The organism is Sphingobacterium sp. UBA6317, assembly GCF_002440385.1.
Taxonomy (GTDB): domain Bacteria; phylum Bacteroidota; class Bacteroidia; order Sphingobacteriales; family Sphingobacteriaceae; genus Sphingobacterium; species Sphingobacterium multivorum.
Map to the genome: position 1 here is coordinate 40,401 of NZ_DJTD01000063.1, position 18,856 is coordinate 59,256.

Annotated in this window: 10 protein-coding genes; 1 reads left to right on the forward strand and 9 read right to left on the reverse strand. The window is 39.6% G+C overall.

What is annotated here, in order from left to right; translation table 11 throughout:
* Positions 1–93: 93 nt before the first annotated feature.
* The 3 genes from B3E92_RS20555 to B3E92_RS20565 all read right to left on the reverse strand — a co-directional run bounded on the left by B3E92_RS20555 (position 94) and on the right by B3E92_RS20565 (position 5,439).
* Complete coding sequence (locus B3E92_RS20555; protein ID WP_201639721.1) at positions 94–2,541, reverse strand: ABC transporter permease; 2,448 nt, start codon at positions 2,539–2,541, stop codon at positions 94–96.
* A gap of 27 nt (positions 2,542–2,568) precedes the next feature.
* The gene (locus tag B3E92_RS20560; protein WP_286898107.1) at positions 2,569–5,010 is read right to left on the reverse strand and encodes an ABC transporter permease; all 2,442 of its coding nucleotides are present in this window, start codon (positions 5,008–5,010) and stop codon (positions 2,569–2,571) included.
* A gap of 204 nt (positions 5,011–5,214) precedes the next feature.
* Positions 5,215–5,439, reverse strand: a complete 225-nt coding sequence (locus B3E92_RS20565) for a helix-turn-helix domain-containing protein (RefSeq protein ID WP_070566237.1) — start codon at positions 5,437–5,439, stop codon at positions 5,215–5,217.
* A 126-nt stretch (positions 5,440–5,565) separates the two neighbouring features.
* Between B3E92_RS20565 and B3E92_RS20570 the strand changes: the two genes are divergently transcribed.
* The gene (locus tag B3E92_RS20570; RefSeq protein ID WP_070566239.1) at positions 5,566–6,234 is read left to right on the forward strand and encodes a hypothetical protein; all 669 of its coding nucleotides are present in this window, start codon (positions 5,566–5,568) and stop codon (positions 6,232–6,234) included.
* Positions 6,235–6,306: 72 nt separating this feature from the next.
* On the opposite strand, the gene B3E92_RS20575 is transcribed toward B3E92_RS20570, so the two are convergent.
* The 6 genes from B3E92_RS20575 to B3E92_RS20600 form a co-directional block, all read right to left on the reverse strand.
* Complete coding sequence (locus B3E92_RS20575; RefSeq protein ID WP_070566241.1) at positions 6,307–8,712, reverse strand: ABC transporter permease; 2,406 nt, start codon at positions 8,710–8,712, stop codon at positions 6,307–6,309.
* Positions 8,713–8,902: 190 nt separating this feature from the next.
* Positions 8,903–10,552, reverse strand: a complete 1,650-nt coding sequence (locus tag B3E92_RS20580; protein WP_286898109.1) for an ABC transporter permease — start codon at positions 10,550–10,552, stop codon at positions 8,903–8,905.
* A 303-nt stretch (positions 10,553–10,855) separates the two neighbouring features.
* Entirely contained in the window at positions 10,856–11,308 is a 453-nt protein-coding gene (locus B3E92_RS20585; protein WP_201639718.1) for an ABC transporter permease, read from the reverse strand.
* Positions 11,309–11,341: 33 nt separating this feature from the next.
* Positions 11,342–13,732: an ABC transporter permease gene (locus B3E92_RS20590; RefSeq protein ID WP_286898111.1), complete on the reverse strand. Its 2,391-nt coding sequence runs from the start codon at positions 13,730–13,732 to the stop codon at positions 11,342–11,344.
* Between the two features lie 51 nt (positions 13,733–13,783).
* A complete protein-coding gene (locus B3E92_RS20595; protein ID WP_115047337.1) occupies positions 13,784–16,177 on the reverse strand; it encodes an ABC transporter permease in 2,394 nt (797 codons plus the stop codon).
* 100 nt (positions 16,178–16,277) lie between these two features.
* Entirely contained in the window at positions 16,278–18,668 is a 2,391-nt protein-coding gene (locus B3E92_RS20600) for an ABC transporter permease (protein ID WP_070566251.1), read from the reverse strand.
* Between the last annotated feature and the right edge of the window lie 188 nt (positions 18,669–18,856).

The following is an 18,856-nucleotide window of genomic DNA, read 5'->3' on the forward strand; positions in this document are numbered from 1 at the left end:
ATTCATTCCCCTAAGCTATTGGTTCAATGACCACCACGCAACAGGCAGGCAATTACCAAGGCAACAAACACCAATTTTTAAGATCTTCTGACTTTATTCATCCCTTAAACTATCGACCGGATTGGCACGGACGACTTTCCAAGTTTGATAACTAATCGTCCCAAAAGCAACTAAGATTGCACTTATTCCTGCCAGAACAAAGTAGAACCAATTGATTTCTATGCGATAATTGAAATCCGCCAGCCATTGATTCATTGCCCACCATGCAACAGGTGTAGCAATGACTAAGGCTACAAAGACCAATTTTATGAAATCTCCGGAGAGTAATTTGAGTAATCGGATGGAACTGGCACCGAGAACCTTACGGACACCAATTTCTTTTGTACGTTGCTGGGTCACATATGTTGCTAGTCCAAAAAGTCCCAGGGCGGCAACAAAAATGGCTACAAAGGCAAAGCAGCTGAAGATATTTTTAGTCCGTTGGACATCCTGATAGAGGTCAGCGAAGCCGGCATCAAGGAAATTATAGTCGATTTTTTGATTCGGCGAAAACTTATTCCAAACGGTATTAATGTCGGCTAATGTTTTGGACATGTCCGTCGATTTGGTCTTGATAGAAAGCATGGAAGGACTATTGGCAAGGGTCATGCAAACGGGGTAGTAGCCCTCATCTTTCATTGATTCAAAGATAAAATTATCGACGACACCGATAATGGTCCATGTCCTGCCGTTAGTAATTTGTGTACCAATGGGATTTCCTTTGATGCCTAAATCAGCAAGCATTCTTTTGTTAACAATAGCACCTGTACTATCCGATGCGATATGTGGATCGAAGTTTCGGCCGGCTATTAGCTTCAGACCAAAAGTGGAAAGGTAACTTTCGTCGATATTCCAGAATTGCCCACCTTCACCTAATTCAAGATCTTCCTTGCCTTTGGCCCAAAAAAGATTTCCATTTCTTTTTGCACCATCCAATTGAACCGGTAAATAGTCGCCAATAGAGACATCACGAACTGTTGGAATGGCTTTTAATTCATTTTTTAATTCTTTCGCCTGGGAGGCAATTCCCGTTACACCACGAAGTACAATGACCTGATCCTTATCAAAGCCAATGTCTTTATTAAGCATAAAACTGATTTGCTGATTTGCAATGAGTGCGCTGATGATCAATATAATAGATGTTGCAAACTGGAAAATAACCAGTCCATTGCGCAATAATGAAGATTTAGGATTCGTAACCGATTTGCTTTTTAATGCGTTGATCGGCTGAAATCCTGATAAATAGAACGCTGGGTATAAGCCAGCGAGGATACCGATGAACAACATGCTCAAAATCAGCGAAGGCACAAAGTACCACACTGTCCACGGTATAAACAGCGCTTTGTTGGCTAGATTGTTAAATAGTGGTAATAACAGGAAGGCTAATAATAACCCTATAAGAAGTGAAATAAGACTGTAACATATCGCTTCGGTCATAAATTGGATAATCAGTGTCTTTCGATTGGATCCAATGGTTTTGCGAATTCCGATTTCTTTTGCCCGCGTTGCTGCATTCGCTGTGGATAGGTTGATGAAGTTAATACAAGCGATCAATAAAATAAAAAATGCGATGCCAGCAAATATCCAGACCATCTTAATATCACCTTGATATTGCGTAGCCATGCCATATTCCGACACATTCTTAGAACGCAGGTGCATATCGAGGGCGATTTGAAGTAAGACGGTTGACTGCATCATTTCGGGCGATATTTTCATTCCATTTTTTTTATTAATCAGAATATAATGGTCCTGAATATAGTTTTTTGAAATGCTACCCTGTGCGTTGGCAATATCTGCATTCTCCTTCAGTTTTACATAGGTAATGTAATTTGTTGCGCCCCAATTGTTTTGTTCACCCGGGTAAAATGGTTCGCCTGCAAGGGATATAAAATAATCATAACCATAGAGGCTGGAATTGTTCGGAACATCATCGATGACAGCCGTTATGTTATATAAAATACTTTTATTATTGTTGAGATAGATCGTCTGCCCTACAGCATTTCCTTTGAAATATTTCTCAGCCCTACTTTTGGTAATGACTATCGCATTGGGTTTGTCCAGCGCATGTGATAGCTGTCCTTGTACGACCGGAAGTGGAAATATTTCCAAAATGGACTGATCGACATAAACAAATCCTTTATCAAGGTAATTCTCTGCGCGGCCATTTACCGTAAATAGATTGCTTCCGGCACCAAATAATGTATTGGGTAAAATGCGGCCGGCTAATTCTACACTTAGGATTTCCTCTTGCAAGGTTTTAGCTGCTGGGGCAGGAAAGGCAAAGGTTTGCCTCACTTTATCACCATCGGGTGCCGAAACGATAAGACGGAAAACACGGTCCATGTCGGGATACATTTTGTCATAACTGGTTTCATGGCGAATGTACAGTACAATAAGAATGCAAATGGCAATACTAAAAGCGAACCCGCCGATCTTGATGATCGAGTAAAGTTTGTTGTTGGCCATATTTCGCCAAGCGATCTTTAAATTATTTCCTATCATAATAAAGTTCTTTTACAGTTTTTGTATTTATTCATCACGCAGGCTATCCACCGGATTGGCGCGAATGGCTTTCCAAGTCTGATAGCTGATTGTGCCTAAAGCAATTAAAATGGCACTCATACCTGCAAGAATGAAGTATAGCCAATTTATTTCGATTCGATAGTTAAAATCAGTAAGCCATTGGTTCATTGCCCACCTCGCAACAGGTGTGGCAATGACCAAGGCTACAAACACCAATTTTATAAAATCTCCAGACAATAATCGGAGTAATCTGATCGCACTGGCTCCAAGTACCTTACGTACGCCAATTTCTTTGGTTCGTTGTTGTGTCACATAAGTTGCAAGGCCGAAAAGCCCGAGTGCAGCGACAAAAATGGCAACAAGAGCGAAACAAGTAAATATATTCTTGGTCCGTTCCACATCTTGATAAAGGGCCTCGAAACCTTCGTCCAAAAAGCTGTAGTTAATTTGTTGATTTGGTGCAAATTTGTCCCATACTGCTGTGATATCAGCGATTGTCTTTTTGAGATGTTGCGATTTTACCTTAATAGAGAGTAGGGAAGGATTGCCTTGTAATGTCATACAAAGTCCTGCATACCCCTTCTCCTTCAACGACTCAAAAATAAAATCATCTACTACGCCAATGATCGTCCAGGTATTGCCATTGGTGATTTTTGCACCAATGGGATTCTTTAATTGAAGTTCGTCGGCCAACTTTTGATTGATAATAGCCGAACTGCTATCGGTGGCTCTCGTGGGATCAAAATTTCGTCCTTTATTTAAATGAAGACCGAATGTGCTCAGATAATCCTGATCGATTTCCCAAAATTGGCCCTGTGTAGCCATATCGAGATCTCTTCTACCATCAATCCAGAACGGATTGCCATTTCGTTTGGCACCATCGATGGGTACAGGGAGAAAATCACTCAGGGAAACTGAAGCAACATCTGGGAGGCTTTTTAGCTCATTTTTTAAACTTGGAAGCTGTTTCGATAATGTTCCAATTCCGCGAAGCACAACAACTTGGTCCTTGTCAAATCCCAGATCTTTGTCTAATATGTAGTTTATCTGTTTATTGGTCACCAATGCGCCAACGATAAGGATTATTGAGGTTGCGAATTGAAAGACAACCAAACTATTCCTAAAAAGCGAAGATTTGGCACCAATGACGTTGTTTTTCAGTGCAGTGATTGGTTTAAATTTGGATAGGTACAATGCTGCGTAGATTCCGGCAAGGACGCCGATCACCAATATAGCCGCCAAAAGAGAAGGAAAGAAGTATGCCGCTATCCAGGGAATGGTCAAGCATTTGTTGGCTAGTTGGTTGAATACGGGTAGTAGTAGCCAGCTTAGAAAGAGCCCGATAATCAGTGACAGTACACTATAACAGATTGCTTCAACAAGAAATTGTCCAATAAGCAGCTTCCTGGAGGAGCCAATAGTCTTACGGATACCAATTTCTTTTGCTCTTGTTGCTGCATTTGCTGTCGATAAGTTGATGAAGTTAATACAGGCAATGAACAAAATAAATAAGGCTATAGTTGCGAAGGTCCAAACCATGCGAATATCCCCTCTGTTCAATGTACTCACTTTATCGTCGCTTACATCCGCAGATTTTAGATGCATATCGAGGGCATTCTGTAGGGTTATTTTTGCCTGCTTGAAAAGCGGATTAAGTTTACGTCCAGATTTTAGATATTCAGGGAGATAATGTATTTCTAAGTAATTCTTTGAAATTTCTTTTTCTGCCAGTGCAACATTTACGTTGGGTTTTAATTTGACATAGACGGTATAATTGTTATTGAGCCAAGCAGTCTGTTCACCTTGATAAAAAGGCTCTCCAGCGAGCGACATAAAAAAACTATAACCGGCAAGGGTCGAATTGTTGGGCATATCTTCAATTACCCCAGTGATGGTATAGGCTTTCGACTTATTGTTGTTGAGATAGATCGTTTGTCCAATTGGATTATTTTTAAAATATTTTTCGGCTTTGCTTCTGGTAATAACCAATGTGTTGGGCTTGTCAAGTGCGTGGGACAGCTGGCCCGAAACCATGGGCATAGGAAACATGTCGAGAATGGACTGATCGACATAGACAAATCCATCATCATAATGGCTATCAGGGCTGTTATTTAATGACAATTGGTTACTGCCCGCACCGAATAAAGGGTTTGGTAGAATGCGTCCCGTTTGCTCAACGGACGGGATTTCTGCTTTCAGGGTCGGCGCCACAGGGGCAGAAAGTGAAACCCAGCGCTCGATTTTATGCTCAATAGGTAACTGAACGACCAAACGGTAAACTCTATCCATCGCCGGATAAAACTTATTATAGCTCGTCTCATGTTTTATATATAAAACAATAAGAATACAGATGGCAATACTAAAGGCAAAGCCGCCAATCTTGATGAATGAATATAGCTTGTTTTTTGCCATATTCCGCCAAGCTATTTTGAGATTATTTCCTATCATAGCAGAATTTTTTAACGCCTGAATGATTGGTATTTATAATCAAAACAGGCGTTTAAGCTGAAATCAATTGCGTTGCCATTTTGCTAATGTGTTGATAATTAGTTTCTTGTTTTAAAATTGAAAAGTTCGTCTGTACGATATCGAACAGTTTGGCGTTCAGTATCGCACAGACGAGCTAAGCACTGGCGAAAAATGGAGAATTGCTTACTCTTCAATCTCTTTCAACTGGAGATGATCACATAATTCGAACATCATTTTAGCTGGATCTGTATCAATAGCCAATGCAATCAGGTACATTTCATCCAAACGTAATTTGGCCGTTTCGGTCATCGTTAACTCATTGATTCTTGCCTTACTTAAACCCGTTTTTCGCGCAATTCGCGATTTATTAACGGATTTCTTCTCTAAAAATTCACCTAGTTTTGTCATAGTTATGATTTAGTATGCTCTATTTTTGTATAGATAAATATACAAAATGTTATTTTTATTTATACAAATGTTTTAAATTTTTAAATTATTTCTATTTCTTTGTATGGAATAACTATATGAGCTATAATGAGAAATAATTTTAAAGTGTTCAAACGGGTGTATAAGCATCGTTGTCAACCGTTGGAAATGCAGTTCTTATATCGGATGATATTACAGCGTATTTCAAATGGTCTCTCACCCGAAGAAGTATCTTTTTTAATGGGAAAAGCACTGGATTTTATAAGCAAAGTTGAGTCTTTCAAAATTAAAACGATTCTTGCTATTGATTACTATATTTTTTGTCGTGTGTTAGAAGTGGGGAGTATACATGCCATGTTGCCTTTAGGGATGAATTTATCCAAGCAAAAGTATGCTTATGAGTTGCACGTTAATACATTGGCTGAGGAGGTTATTTACCATTTATATAGATTATCCATTGAAGAAGGGGTACAGGAGATCGAATTTAAGATAATGGACATCCGCCATAATTTTGATCCAAATGAACCTTCTACGTTGAATGAGCTTCGGAAGGTCAAGAGAATCATCGAAGCGCAGGTTGGCACGGGATATTTTAATAAAAATAGGAGTCCTTATGAGATACATAAATTGGTTTGTATGATACTCGATACATATGTAAAACCTAAAAACTTGATGAAGATACTTGAAGATTTGCTCAATCGGTCTGATGAGCTTAAACTTATTCGGAAAGAATCAAAATATGGATTTGTTTATCTATCGAAAAGCTATGAAGGTTAAAGGAATAAGGAGTTACCCATCCAGTAGCTGTTCGCAACGAACACCAACTGGATGGGTACAACGCTCATTTTTCTATTCATCTCTTAATTTTTCAACGGGATTAAACCGAGTTGATCGAAATACAATAATGCCAACCAATAAACTCAGCAATCCAATCAATGTACCCAATGGTAACAAGTAAGTAAATGCATTGATTTCTACGCGGATGATGTAATTTTGTAGCCAGTATTGCATCAATAGATAACTCAGTGGAACTGTCGTAAACGCAGCAAATAGGAAGATTCCGTAGTACTCTTTTGAAAAGAGCAACATCAAATGTGCTAGTGAAGCCCCTAGTACTTTACGAATGCCGACTTCTTTATTGCGCAGATGGATGGAAAGCGATATTAATCCGGTAAGTCCCAATACAACAATCAGCAGCGAAACAAACGTAGCAATCTGGGAAGCGCGATGCAGCTGCAGCTCATTTTCATATAGATTTTTGATGCGTTCATCCATAAATTTATATTCGAATGGTGCATCAGGTAGCAACGTTTTCCATTTTTTTTCGAGCTGTTGTACTGCATTGGAAAGAGGTCCCTGCTTCAATCGAATGCTAAGGTATCGATATTGAAGACTCTCATGTACATCCATCCAGATAATAGGCGGAGATGCCTGATGCAGTGAGTTGGCTACAAAATCTTCAGCAACGCCCACAATAGTGATTTTGTAATTAGGATCATTTATTGCTATTTGCTGACCAATTGCTTGCTCGGCATTTTTAAAGCCAAAATCATCCATAGCCTTCTTGTTGATGACAACTGGTCTATTATCCGCATTCGTTGCATAATGTTTAGGAAGAAAAGTTCCTGCAATTAGCGGTATCTCGTAGGTTTCCAAAAAGTGACTATCACTTGTAATCCGTTGTACCTGGATTTCTCTGTCGTCTGTCGTCCCGAATGCAGGCTGCATATTGGACCCCAGCAATCCAGGAGTTTCATAAGATAAGCTTACTGATTTTACTTCTGGCTGTTGGCTGAGTTCCTGTTGTAAAGTCTCCATTTTGCGAACACCATCTTCGGACCAATCTCTAGGTACCTGAACGGTTAATAAGTAGTCTTTGTTGTAACCTAGATTGCTATGGAGAAATAGGTCCACTTGTTTGGAAATAATCAATGTGCAGACAAGCAGGAGCAAGGCTACCCCAAATTGAAAAAACAAAAGAATTTTTCGCACCAGTTGTTTGCCCCCCAGCGTCGAAAACTGGCTTTTGACTGCCGGAAGTATCGCGACATTGGAAAGTTTAATGGCTGGATAGAGCCCCGCTAGTAGACCAATGAACAACGTCATTATAATCAGTAAACCAAAAAAGTAAATAGGCAATTCCACCAACGAGGGTAGCTTACGCATCAAGACATGTTCGAAGATTGGACTCGTGATGATGTAAATTGGAAGACTGATCAATGCTGCTATGGCCACAATCAGGATATATTCGGTCATCAGTTGTCTAATAAGTTGCATGCGAGATGATCCCATCATCTTGCGAACACCGATTTCCTTTAATCGCGTAATGTGCTGAGCGATACTAAAATTGATGAAATTGATGATGGCCATGATCAAGATGAAAATGGCAGTCCAAACCAACGTCTGTATCATTTTGCGGACGGCCCCTTGGTTGTCATCCAAATAATAGGTTTTCAATGGTTTTAAATTAGGGCTGTATTGATTGGAAAACTCTTTATCGGTATTCTTTCTTACCAGCGTTTCGATGGCGGCATCTACGCGCTCCACACTTACACCTGGTTTCAATTCGATATAACCGGCAATATAAGGGTTATCCCAATTGTCTATCGATCGGCCAAAGAATTGCTCGTTGATGATCGGTAAAAATATGTCTGCATGCATATTCTTTGTGAGATCCATAATGGCGTTTTGGACATCAGATTTAATGATTGCTGTAATTTCAAAATCATGTTTTTCACCCTTGAAATTTTTTATTTGTAGCGATTTGCCAAGTACATCCTCATTTCCGAAATATTTTATGGCTGCTTTGTCACTGATGACTACTGAAAAGGGATTATTCAAAGCGGTATTGGCATTGCCTGCTAAAATCTGGAATCCGAACATCGTCAATAGACTGGGATCTCCAAGAGACATGCCTTCTTCATGGATTGTTGCTCCGTTCGCTACGATACCGGTCAACCCATCAATCCGATAATAATTGGAGACCAGGTTGGGATACTCCTCATGTAAAGCTTTGGGGAGTGCCCCTAATGTAGTTAAGTCAATACCAAATCCTTCTTTCTTATACTTGCTTTGCAACAAAAATTGCCGATCAATATTTTTGATATTGCTATTCACTTGATGTACATCCCATACATAAGCACCTACAAGTAATAGAAAAGTAATACCGCAGGTCAATCCAATTAGATTGATCAGATTTTGTACTTTTTTCTTTCCGATATTTCGCCAAGCAATCTTGAAGTTTGTAAAGTTCATTGTCTTAAAATATGAATTTATTTTGGTCGTGGAGCTGCTGATAGCTTGTGCTCTACTTAAAAAATTAAAAATACAAATGTTTGGCCAAGTAATTATCCTGTTGATCATTAACGGATTGCATTCCTGATTCTTTTACTCGCTGTTCGATATCGGACAGTGCTTTGTCCATAGCTGAACAGACGAGTCTATTTCATTCATCACGTAGACTGTCGACAGGTTTTGTTAGGGCTGCGCGTATCGCTTGTGAACTTACTGTAATTAAAGCAATAAAAACGGCTAGCGCGCCTGCTAGTACAAACATCCACCATTGCATCTCAATACGGTATGCAAAATTTTCTAACCATTTGTGCATCATCCACCAAGCTAGGGGAGAAGAAATGACAATGGCAATGAGAACGAGTTTGACGAATTCAGTGGAAAGCATGCGTGTGATGTCGGGAACTGTAGCTCCAACAACTTTCCGGATCCCTATTTGCTTTTTGCGTTGATTGGCGGTAAAAATAGCCAAGCCAAATAAACCGAGGCAAGCCACAAAAATAGTCAGCCCCGCAAAGATACTCAGTAACTTACCCGTTTTCACTTCTGCTTGATAGGTTTGTGCGTATCGCTCATCCAGAAAGGAATAGCTGAATGGAATGTCTGTCGGAAAGGAACGATAGAGAGACGCTAATTTTTGAATGAGCTTCTCCATATCGGTTGTTTGTGTTTTAAGAATCAAACTCCCGGCTTGATCGCTAAGAACCATCACAAGCGGAGAGATCTGCTCATGCAAAGAACGAAAGTGGAAATCCTTAACGACACCAATAACACGATAGCTTTTGTTGTCTTTATTGGTTAATATTTTACCAAGGCTATGATTGTTCCAACCCAGATCTTTTGCTGCGGTTTCATTGATGATAACAGAAAGGCTATCATTACCAAATGTTTTTGCGAAATTCCGTCCTTCTTTAAGTTGCATACCCATAACAGGAATATATTCTTCATCAACATCGTAACGAATTGTTTTGACCCATTGATCAGTATTGCCATCTGGATAAATGAAAAAATTGTTGTTGTTGCTTTCTCCAGCAGGAAGATAGGACGAATGAGAGACATGCTTGATCCTGCTGTCTTGCATCAATAAATTATAATATGTCTTTTCGTTTTTTCCCAAAGGCCAGCTCGGTATAATAAGGACATTATCCTTGTTATATCCAAGTTTAATATGACGCATATAATCCAGCTGCTGAACAACAACCACGGTTCCAAAGATAAGCCCGACAGAAATGATGAATTGAAATACAACAAGTCCGCTACGTAAATTAAAGCCTTTAGTCGAGCGGCTTATTTTCCCTTTTAATACCCGTAGCGGATTAAATGAGGATAGATATAACGCGGGATAGCTACTGGAAAATAGACCGACAATTAGACCAAAACCTAGTAAGATGGGGATGATTTTAGATATTTCAAGTTTTTGAATATCAATCTCTTTTCCGGAAATCTGATTAAATAGGGGGAGGGCAAGTAAAACAATTCCCAGAGCTATTCCTAAGGAAATATAAGTCAGGAGGACACCCTCTAGCATAAATTGTCGCATCAGGTTTTGCTTGTCAGCACCCAGTACTTTTCGTACGCCAACTTCCTTACATCGCTTAAAACCACTGGCTGTAGATAAATTCATAAAATTAATGGTGGCTATCAATAGCATAAAAAGTGCAATAGCGCTGAAGATGTAAACGTACCGTATATCCCCAGGGACACTGAGGTCATAGTTGAAATTCGAATGTAGATGGATATCTGTGAGCGGTTGTAGGTAAAGACCGATCTTATTTCCCGTTTTTTTGAATTCTTGGTAACTCATGCCAAAACCGGCCATAAATTATGTGGCAACATGTTTGTCGAATAGGGTGGCTAAGTTTTTTTCGAGCTTTTCACGTGATGCATTTTTTGAAAGAAGCGCATACGTATAGTATTCGGAGGTCATCCATGAATCTGAACGTGAATCTTCCAGTGCATCCAAAGAGGTAAATACATCAAAATGAAAATGGGAGTTTTGAGGAACATCTTTAATTACGCCAGTGATTTTGAGAATATTTGTATTGTCTTTGATGATGAGGTCTCGACCGACAACATCGTTTGTGCCGAAGTATTTTAAGGCGGTGGATTAGGATATCACTGCAGAATTAGGGGAAGAAATAGCTGTAGACAAATTCCCTTTAATAAAAGGGAGTGTGAAAATTTTGAAGAAAGAAGCATCCACGAAAGCCATTTTTTCTTCGTGGAAAACTTTATTATTGACGACAAATAGAGGCGATCCACCTATTCTTAGTCGTGCAGTTTCTTCAACTTCGGGCAGCTCTGACTTCATCGTCGAAGCTACAGGTGGCATTACATGTGCCTCATTGATCGTTCCGCCCTTAACCGTTCCTCTGAAAACAACACGTACAATACGGTCTGCATGCTCGTTGTAACGATCAAAACTAAATTCATCGGTCACATATAAGCTGATCAGAAGGCAGGTTGCAATGCCCATGGCCAACCCAACGATGTTGATAAACGAGGTAGAGAAATTGCGGGTTAAATTTCTCCATGCTATTTTTAAATTATTCTTGATCATATTGAGGCCCCCTCTATTACTATAAATGAATATTTACTCGTTTCGTAAGCTATCTACTGGATTGTTTAGTGCGGCACATATTGTTTGGAAATTGACAGTAATGATGCTGATCAAAAAGATGGCAAGCCCGGCAAGGATAAAGAACCACCATTGCACGCCCACATTGTACGCATAATCTTCAAGCCATTTTTTTGAAAAATACCCCGCTATTGGACTGGCAATAAAAATAGCCAAGGTGGATAAGATGAGATAATCTTTTGAAAAGAGACGTGATATGTCAAGCACTGTAGCGCCTAGTACTTTGCGTATGCCAATTTCTTTAGTACGCTGTTCGAGATTTTGCATAATCAATCCTGTAATTCCTAAGGCGGAGATCAACAATGTCAATGCACTGAATAGGATAAATAATTGCACTTGCTTGTTCTCTTTTTCATATTGTTTTGCAATCAACTCATCTATCCAATGGAAGGAAACGTGTTTATCAGGATAGGTATTTTGTATAATTTGAGATACCGATCGAAAGATTTGTTGTTCTTGTCCTTTCCCTACTTTTATCAGAATATTGCCGCTTCCGTTAAAATCTTTTGCCAAAATTACTGTTGGTACTATTTTGCTACGAAAAGACTCACTATGGAAATCTTTAATGATTCCGACGGGGATAATTTGAAGGTCTTTATACAGGATACCGAGTTTGTTTATCCCAAGCTTTTTTGCCGTACTTTCGGTCACAAGGGCATTATTGATACCTTCATCTTCTCCCAGATCCATTTCAACATGCGTATAATCTTCAGGAGTCAATAATCGACCTTTAACCAGCTGGATTCCCAAAGTCTTGGGCAAATCGACATCGCCACCGATGAAACTGACTTGGATATTTTTCCCTGGATCGTCCTTGTCAACGATTGTCTTGGCAAGGTAGCCTGACCCGATTGTCGGCGTCCAGGCAGCGACGCTGACCGATTCAACCCCAGTAAGTTGACCAATTCGATCTTTTATATTTGTATTTTGTGTACCCTTATTGAAATAGTCGATGTTTAGCACATTTTTGACTTCCATTCCCAAGGGAGCTGCTTGCATATAACTGAGTTGGGACTTGATTGTTATAAGGCCAATGATGACGATAATGGCAATGCTAAACTGTGTAGTGATAAGCATTTTTTTGATAAAGACTTCCGCATGGGGAATTTTTGATAGCTTATTTTTTAAGGCATCTGAACTCTTAATACCAGAGATCAGCCATGCAGGATAAAAACCAATTAGCAGGCCGAGGGCGATTGATGTCGTCATAAAGGCCAATAGCAACGGGAGCTGTATGGATTTAATATAAGCGAGATCATAGCCTATAAAGTGTTCCAGTTGGGACAATCCAAGTCTAAAAAGTACCAAACTACATAACGCAGAAATAAAAAACAGTAGGATTGTTTCTAACAGCATTCGTCTGATCATCTGGGCTCGGCTGGCCCCCAATACTTTATGTATATGAAGTGCTCTTAATTTTTTAACTGTTCTTACAGCGTAAATATTAATAAAATTGATACAGGAAATAATAAAGACCAAAACGGCAACACCCACAAATATGTTTGTTGTTTTTTGGTTGCCGCTGATATCTGCACTGCCTAATGGCTCCATATATATATCCTGAATAGGCTGCAGGCGAAATGAAGTCACATGTTTTGTGTTAGGACTGAGGTATCCTTTATACCAATGATTTAGTTTCTGCTCGAGATCTATTCTTGGTGTCCCGGGTTTTAGTTGTACAAATTGTTCGGTGTAGTAGCCTGAGCCATCTTTGCTTAATTCCATCGATATTTTGGGGACTAAAGCAATGGCGGAAGCTCTGAGCGTTGAATTATAAGGAAGAATATCCATAACACCCGTGATGATATAATCGGATGGCTTATCGGTATAGGGGTCGGCACTTTGGATGACTTTGCCGATGACATTTTCGTTCTTAAAGTACTTTTCTTTGAATTCTTTGCCGATGAGCAAGTTTGTTTTTCCTTGGACCAGCTGTTTGGGATTGCCTTCGAGAACCTTGATGCTCAACATATCCAAGATATTTATTTCCGACTCCAAAACCTGTATGCCTATGGGCTGTGCTGAGCTTGCATGCGGTTTTAAATAATATTTTCTGGATTCTATCCGAGCCTCATGTTGAATCTCCGGAAATACTTGTTTGAGTTCCGTACTTAAATTAACGAATGTCCTGGACATTTGGCGTTCAAGGCCAGCCGTTGAATCTATCGTGACAATCCGAAAGAGATGATCCGCATTTTTCCAGCTTTTGTCGTACGAATTTTCCTCAATGACAAGAGCGAATACAAGAAGACACAAGGAGAACCCAATACTTAGACCCAAGATATTGATCCAGGTATATTGTCGTTTGACAATGATGCTGCGAAGAGCAAGTTTGAATGAATTCATAGTCTTCTATCTGGTTTTAAGCTATCGAAAAAAATGTTGTTTGACTTTAAGCTACTCATCACGTAAGCTATCGACAGGATTACCCAGTGCAGCCTTAATTGCTTGATAGCTTATCGTGGCCATACTGATCAGAATAGCCAATAGTCCAGCAATGACAAAGTAATACCACTGTATCTCAATTCGATAGCTGTAATCTTGTAACCATTTATCCATGGCCCACCAAGCAATAGGTGTGGCGATAAAAATTGCGACCACAACAAGCTTAATAAAATCGATTGAAAGTAAAGAAGTTACTTGGGTGACACTTGCTCCAAGAACTTTGCGGACAGCAATTTCTTTCATGCGCGTTTCGGCCATATAGGCGATTAATGCCAATAAACCAAGACAGGATATAAAGATCGTCAATCCTGCAAAGATCATGGCTAGCGTACCTATAGCTTTTGTCTCTTTAAATTTTTCTTCGTAGGTCTTGTCAATGAATTGATATTCAAAAGGATAGTCTGGGTTGAACTTTTTAAAGATGGACTCAATCGTTTTTAAGTTGTCTCCGATGTCATTGTTTGGATTTAAACGATAATGGATCGTTGTAAACCAGGCTTGCGGTCCTAATATCACCATGGGTTTATTGTCTCCAAATGGCGATCCCATAATGAAATCTTTGACCACCCCAACTACGGTCCATTTTGTTCCATCACCATCCACAATGCTATTGACCGGGTTTTTGAGGTGCAAACTTTTTACCGCGGATTCATTTAAAATCAAAGCAGTACTGTCTGTCGCAAACTTGTAAATATCGATATCCCGCCCCTGTATAAGAGTTAGGCCTAGATTTTTTACGGCATCTGCATCGGTACTAAAACGGTTATAGGAAATGCGTTTGTCCTGTTCCGTTGGTGTCCCAGACGTAAATCCCCAGCCATTGCTATAGAAATCGGTTACTGGCGACATATTTTTTGATACAGAAACAACTGCGTTGCTGGCTAGTAATTCGTCGCGTAAAATTTTATAATTCTTTTCTAAGTCACCTTTGATACTGCTATAAAGCAACCCATTTTCATTATAACCACGGTCGCGCTGTTTAGTGTACTGGATTTGTTTGGCGACAATGACCGTTGCGATAATCAATATAATCGCGAGACTGAATTGAATGACCACTAAGATGGAGCGAATACTAAGACCCCTCGTTTTAGAAACGAATTTCCCCTTCAACGTTTTGATAGGTTGAAAGGAAGAAAGGAAAAAGGCGGGATAGGTGCCGGCTAATATACCTGTAAATAAAGCAAAGCCAATTAAAAATAGCCAGGTTGGTAAGTTTAATAACGATAGGCTAAGCTGTTTTCCGACAAGCTCGTTAAAGAATGGCAGGACAATAAAAACAAGTATCGTCGCGAGTACCATGCCGATTAGGCTGATCAATATGCTTTCAACGAGGAACTGCGCCATTAGGCTTGTCTTATTTGCGCCAATTACTTTGCGGACACCGACTTCTTTCGCACGGCGTTCGGAACGTGCCGTACTCAAATTCATAAAATTGATGCTTGCCACCAATAAAATAAATACACCAATCCAAGCAAATAGCTTGACGATATCGATACGTCCGGACGTATAATTTCCTCCTTTTCCGCTATTGTAAAGAAACGAATCGGGATAGGGAAAAGCAAAGATCTCACCCGTATTTCTAGCCGATTGGTAACCGGCAGCCTTATTACTTGCATTGATATGATCTCTCAGATAGGTTCTGATTTTGCTGTTAAACGCGGTAAGTGAGACACCTTTTTTTAGGAGCACATAGGTGGTTAATGAATTATTGCTCCAGTTATCATCCACGTAACCAATTATTTTTGCATATTCAAATGGTAGGAGAATATCAAATTTGAAACTTGAATTACTCGGAAGGTCTTTAAGTACCGCCTGTACGGAAACCTGATTAACAGAGTCTATCCGAACTGATTTTCCAATAGGATCTTCGCTGCCAAATAAAGCCTTGGCATAGCTTTCTGTGAGAACAAGGCCTTTAGGGTTATCAAATCTAATATTCTGTTCTCCTTTCACAAAAGGCAAAGAAAACATCTTGAAAAAACCAGGATCGATGAAAACAGTATTTGCGATCAGTTTTTTATCCTTGAATGTCGTTAGAAATTGGCCGCTCTCATTATATCTGGTAAAAGTTTCTATATCTGGAAAATCGGCGGACAAGGAGGGACCTAATATTTTAGGAGTGAAGGCCCAAGCTGATTTATCGCCCTGAAATTCGTCTCGATTACTCAATACATGCAGGCGATCACCCTTTTCATGAAAGCGGTCCATGGTTAACATGTTTTGCAACCAAAGTGCTATAAGTAATGCTCCGGCCATGCCGATCGCCAATCCGATGATGTTAATCAAAGAGAAGGATTTGTTTTTCATCAGGTTGCGCCATGCTATTTTGATATAATTTTTAAGCATATTTGTCGTATTGGTTATTGCTAAATAGAAAAAACTTGAATTTTAAAGGTCCAGCTTGTTATTTATCAGGTGTCTTTATTTTTAATAGCTACTAAAACAATTACTCATCTCTTAAACTATCAACCGGGTTTAGAATCGCAGCTTTTATGGTTTGAAAACTAATGGTGATAAATGATACCAATAATGCGCTTATCGCCGCCACAATAAATACCCACCAGTCTAGCGTGATGTGGTAAGCAAAATTCTCTACCCAGCGGTGCATGGCATACCAGGCTAAGGGTACACTGATCAATACAGCACACAGGACGAGGGCCATAAAGTCAACACTCAATATGTTGACAATCTTGATCGTTGAAGCACCTAATACTTTACGGATACCGATCTCTTTAAAGCGTTGTTGTACAGCATAAGCTGATAGGGCAAAAAGGCCCATACAAGCGATAGCAATTGTAATGATGGAAAATAACTGCATTACCCGTGTTGTTTGCTGATCTTTGAGATATAATTTGTTATAGTCGTCATTGAGAAAATGATATTCAAAGCTGTTTTTTGAATCAATATCTTTGATGACAGCTCTTATCTGCGCAAGAGCATCTTTTATCGGCGACGTCGGATTGAGTCGAATGAAAATATTACCGAAATAATCATATTCAGGAAAAAGCACAATTGGTTTGACTTCGTTATGTAATGACGCAAAGTTAAAACTCGCAACGACTTGTTTGATGCTGCCCTTACGCCCATTCAAGTTGATTTTCTTTCCAATAGCCTGTTCAGGAGTAAAACCCATGGCGGATGCAGCAAGTGTATTCACTATAAAACCATATTCTGGTGAAATAGTGTCTTTTGCGCGCAAAATGTCCGCGTCTGACAACGGTGCACCGGCAACAGATGGAATATGGAAAACGGATACGAAATCTTTTTCAATCGGAATTGCAGTGACATTCATATCAAAATCATTGGGTTGGCCTTCTACTTCACTGATGCTGTAGCCACCTTGGATATTGACGGGGTTGTCATACGAAGCGGTAACCCCCTGGACACTGTTGAGCTGCATTAACTTTTCTTTTAATAGCTGCCTTTCTTTATCTTGCCATCCTCGGCCATCGATGACAAGCATATCAGAGCGATCTAACCCGGTATTCTTAGACTGGATAAAATCCATCTGTCTACTCGCAAATAAGGTACAGATAATAAAAAATATAGAGATACTGAATTGAAAAGTAACGAGCACCTTGCTTAAAGATAGGCCACGTAGTTTTTCAGTTAATTTTCGCTTGAAAATAGAAATAGGCTTTGAACTGGCAATTGAATAGGCTGGCCAGCCACCTGACAAAAGCGTCAGCAAGGCTATGAAAACAAGTAAAATTGTATAAAACCGAGGGTCTGTCCATATGGTTAATTTCATTTCGGCCCCCATAAATGAACTGAACACGGGCAACAAGAGTACCGTAGTCAGAAGGCTAAATACAACAGCTAGAAAAACCATCAGGCTACATTCAAAAAAGAACTGGAAGAATATCGTTTTCTTTGCTGCACCCAAAACTTTCTTGACACCGATTTCTTTCTTGCGTTCAAGCGCATGTGCTAAGACCAAATTTGTAAAATTGATGCAGGTTAAAATAATAAGTGCAGCACCTAATGCCAATAAAATATAGATATAAGTGATGTTTCCCGTACCTGCTGCTTTGGAGTGAAGATGGATATCGGTCAGCTTTTCCAGGACGAATCGAAATTGATAGCCTTGTTTTGTTGCTTCGGCGAATTTTGATTTTGTCATTTGGTCCAATTTCTGTTGGATCGAACCGACCTGATCTTTGTTTTTTAGGAGCGCTATGGTTATATCATTTGCAGATGACCAAGCCATTTCTTTGTAGCGTTCTAATCCTTTGTTGGAAAGGAGCGCAGAGAAGTTCAACTGTGTATTTGTGGGCAAGTCTGCGATGATACCTGTGATTTTCCAGTTGACTTTGTCAATGGATAGTGTCTGACCGATGGCCGACTGATTGGGGAAATATTTCGCTGCGAGTTTTTTTGTTAAGACAATCTGATTTGGTTCTGCTAAGGCTGATCGTGAATCACCTTCGAGAAAGGTATAACCTAAAGTTTTAAAAACATTCTGGTCAGCATACAGTAGGCCTTTTTCAGTTATTAGTGCCTCTTTGGATTCTATTTTGCCGCCTTTGGAATAGCCGTATAATCTGGTTGCCTGTTCTACATCCGGAAATTCAGCCTGCAACGTAGGAGCTAAGCCTGTCGGTGTTACGGCAGAATTTACTTCTTCCGTGCTATTGGGTGCTTTATAGGTGAGGCTAATATAAGTCAGGCGGTCCGCATTGGGAAGGAAACGCTCATAACTGGATTCATGATAGATGTACGCTGCCAACAATAGGAAACATGTTATTCCGATGCTGAGGCCAAACATATTTAAAAGAGAAAATCCTTTGTTTTTTCTGATATTCCGCCAAGCAATTTTAAAATAGTTCTTTAACATGGTTATGAGCATTTATACTGTTAATTAGGCTATATTCTTGTCACTTAGCTCGCTTTAGTAGAAGGCTCCGTTATTCGAAAAATAGCAAAGCCAAGTAGTTCAATTCGTTTGCCATAAATATAATGTATTGATTTTTAGGCTTTTGTTGTGTTTTTATAGCGGTTTTAAATGTTCGGAAACGGACAGTA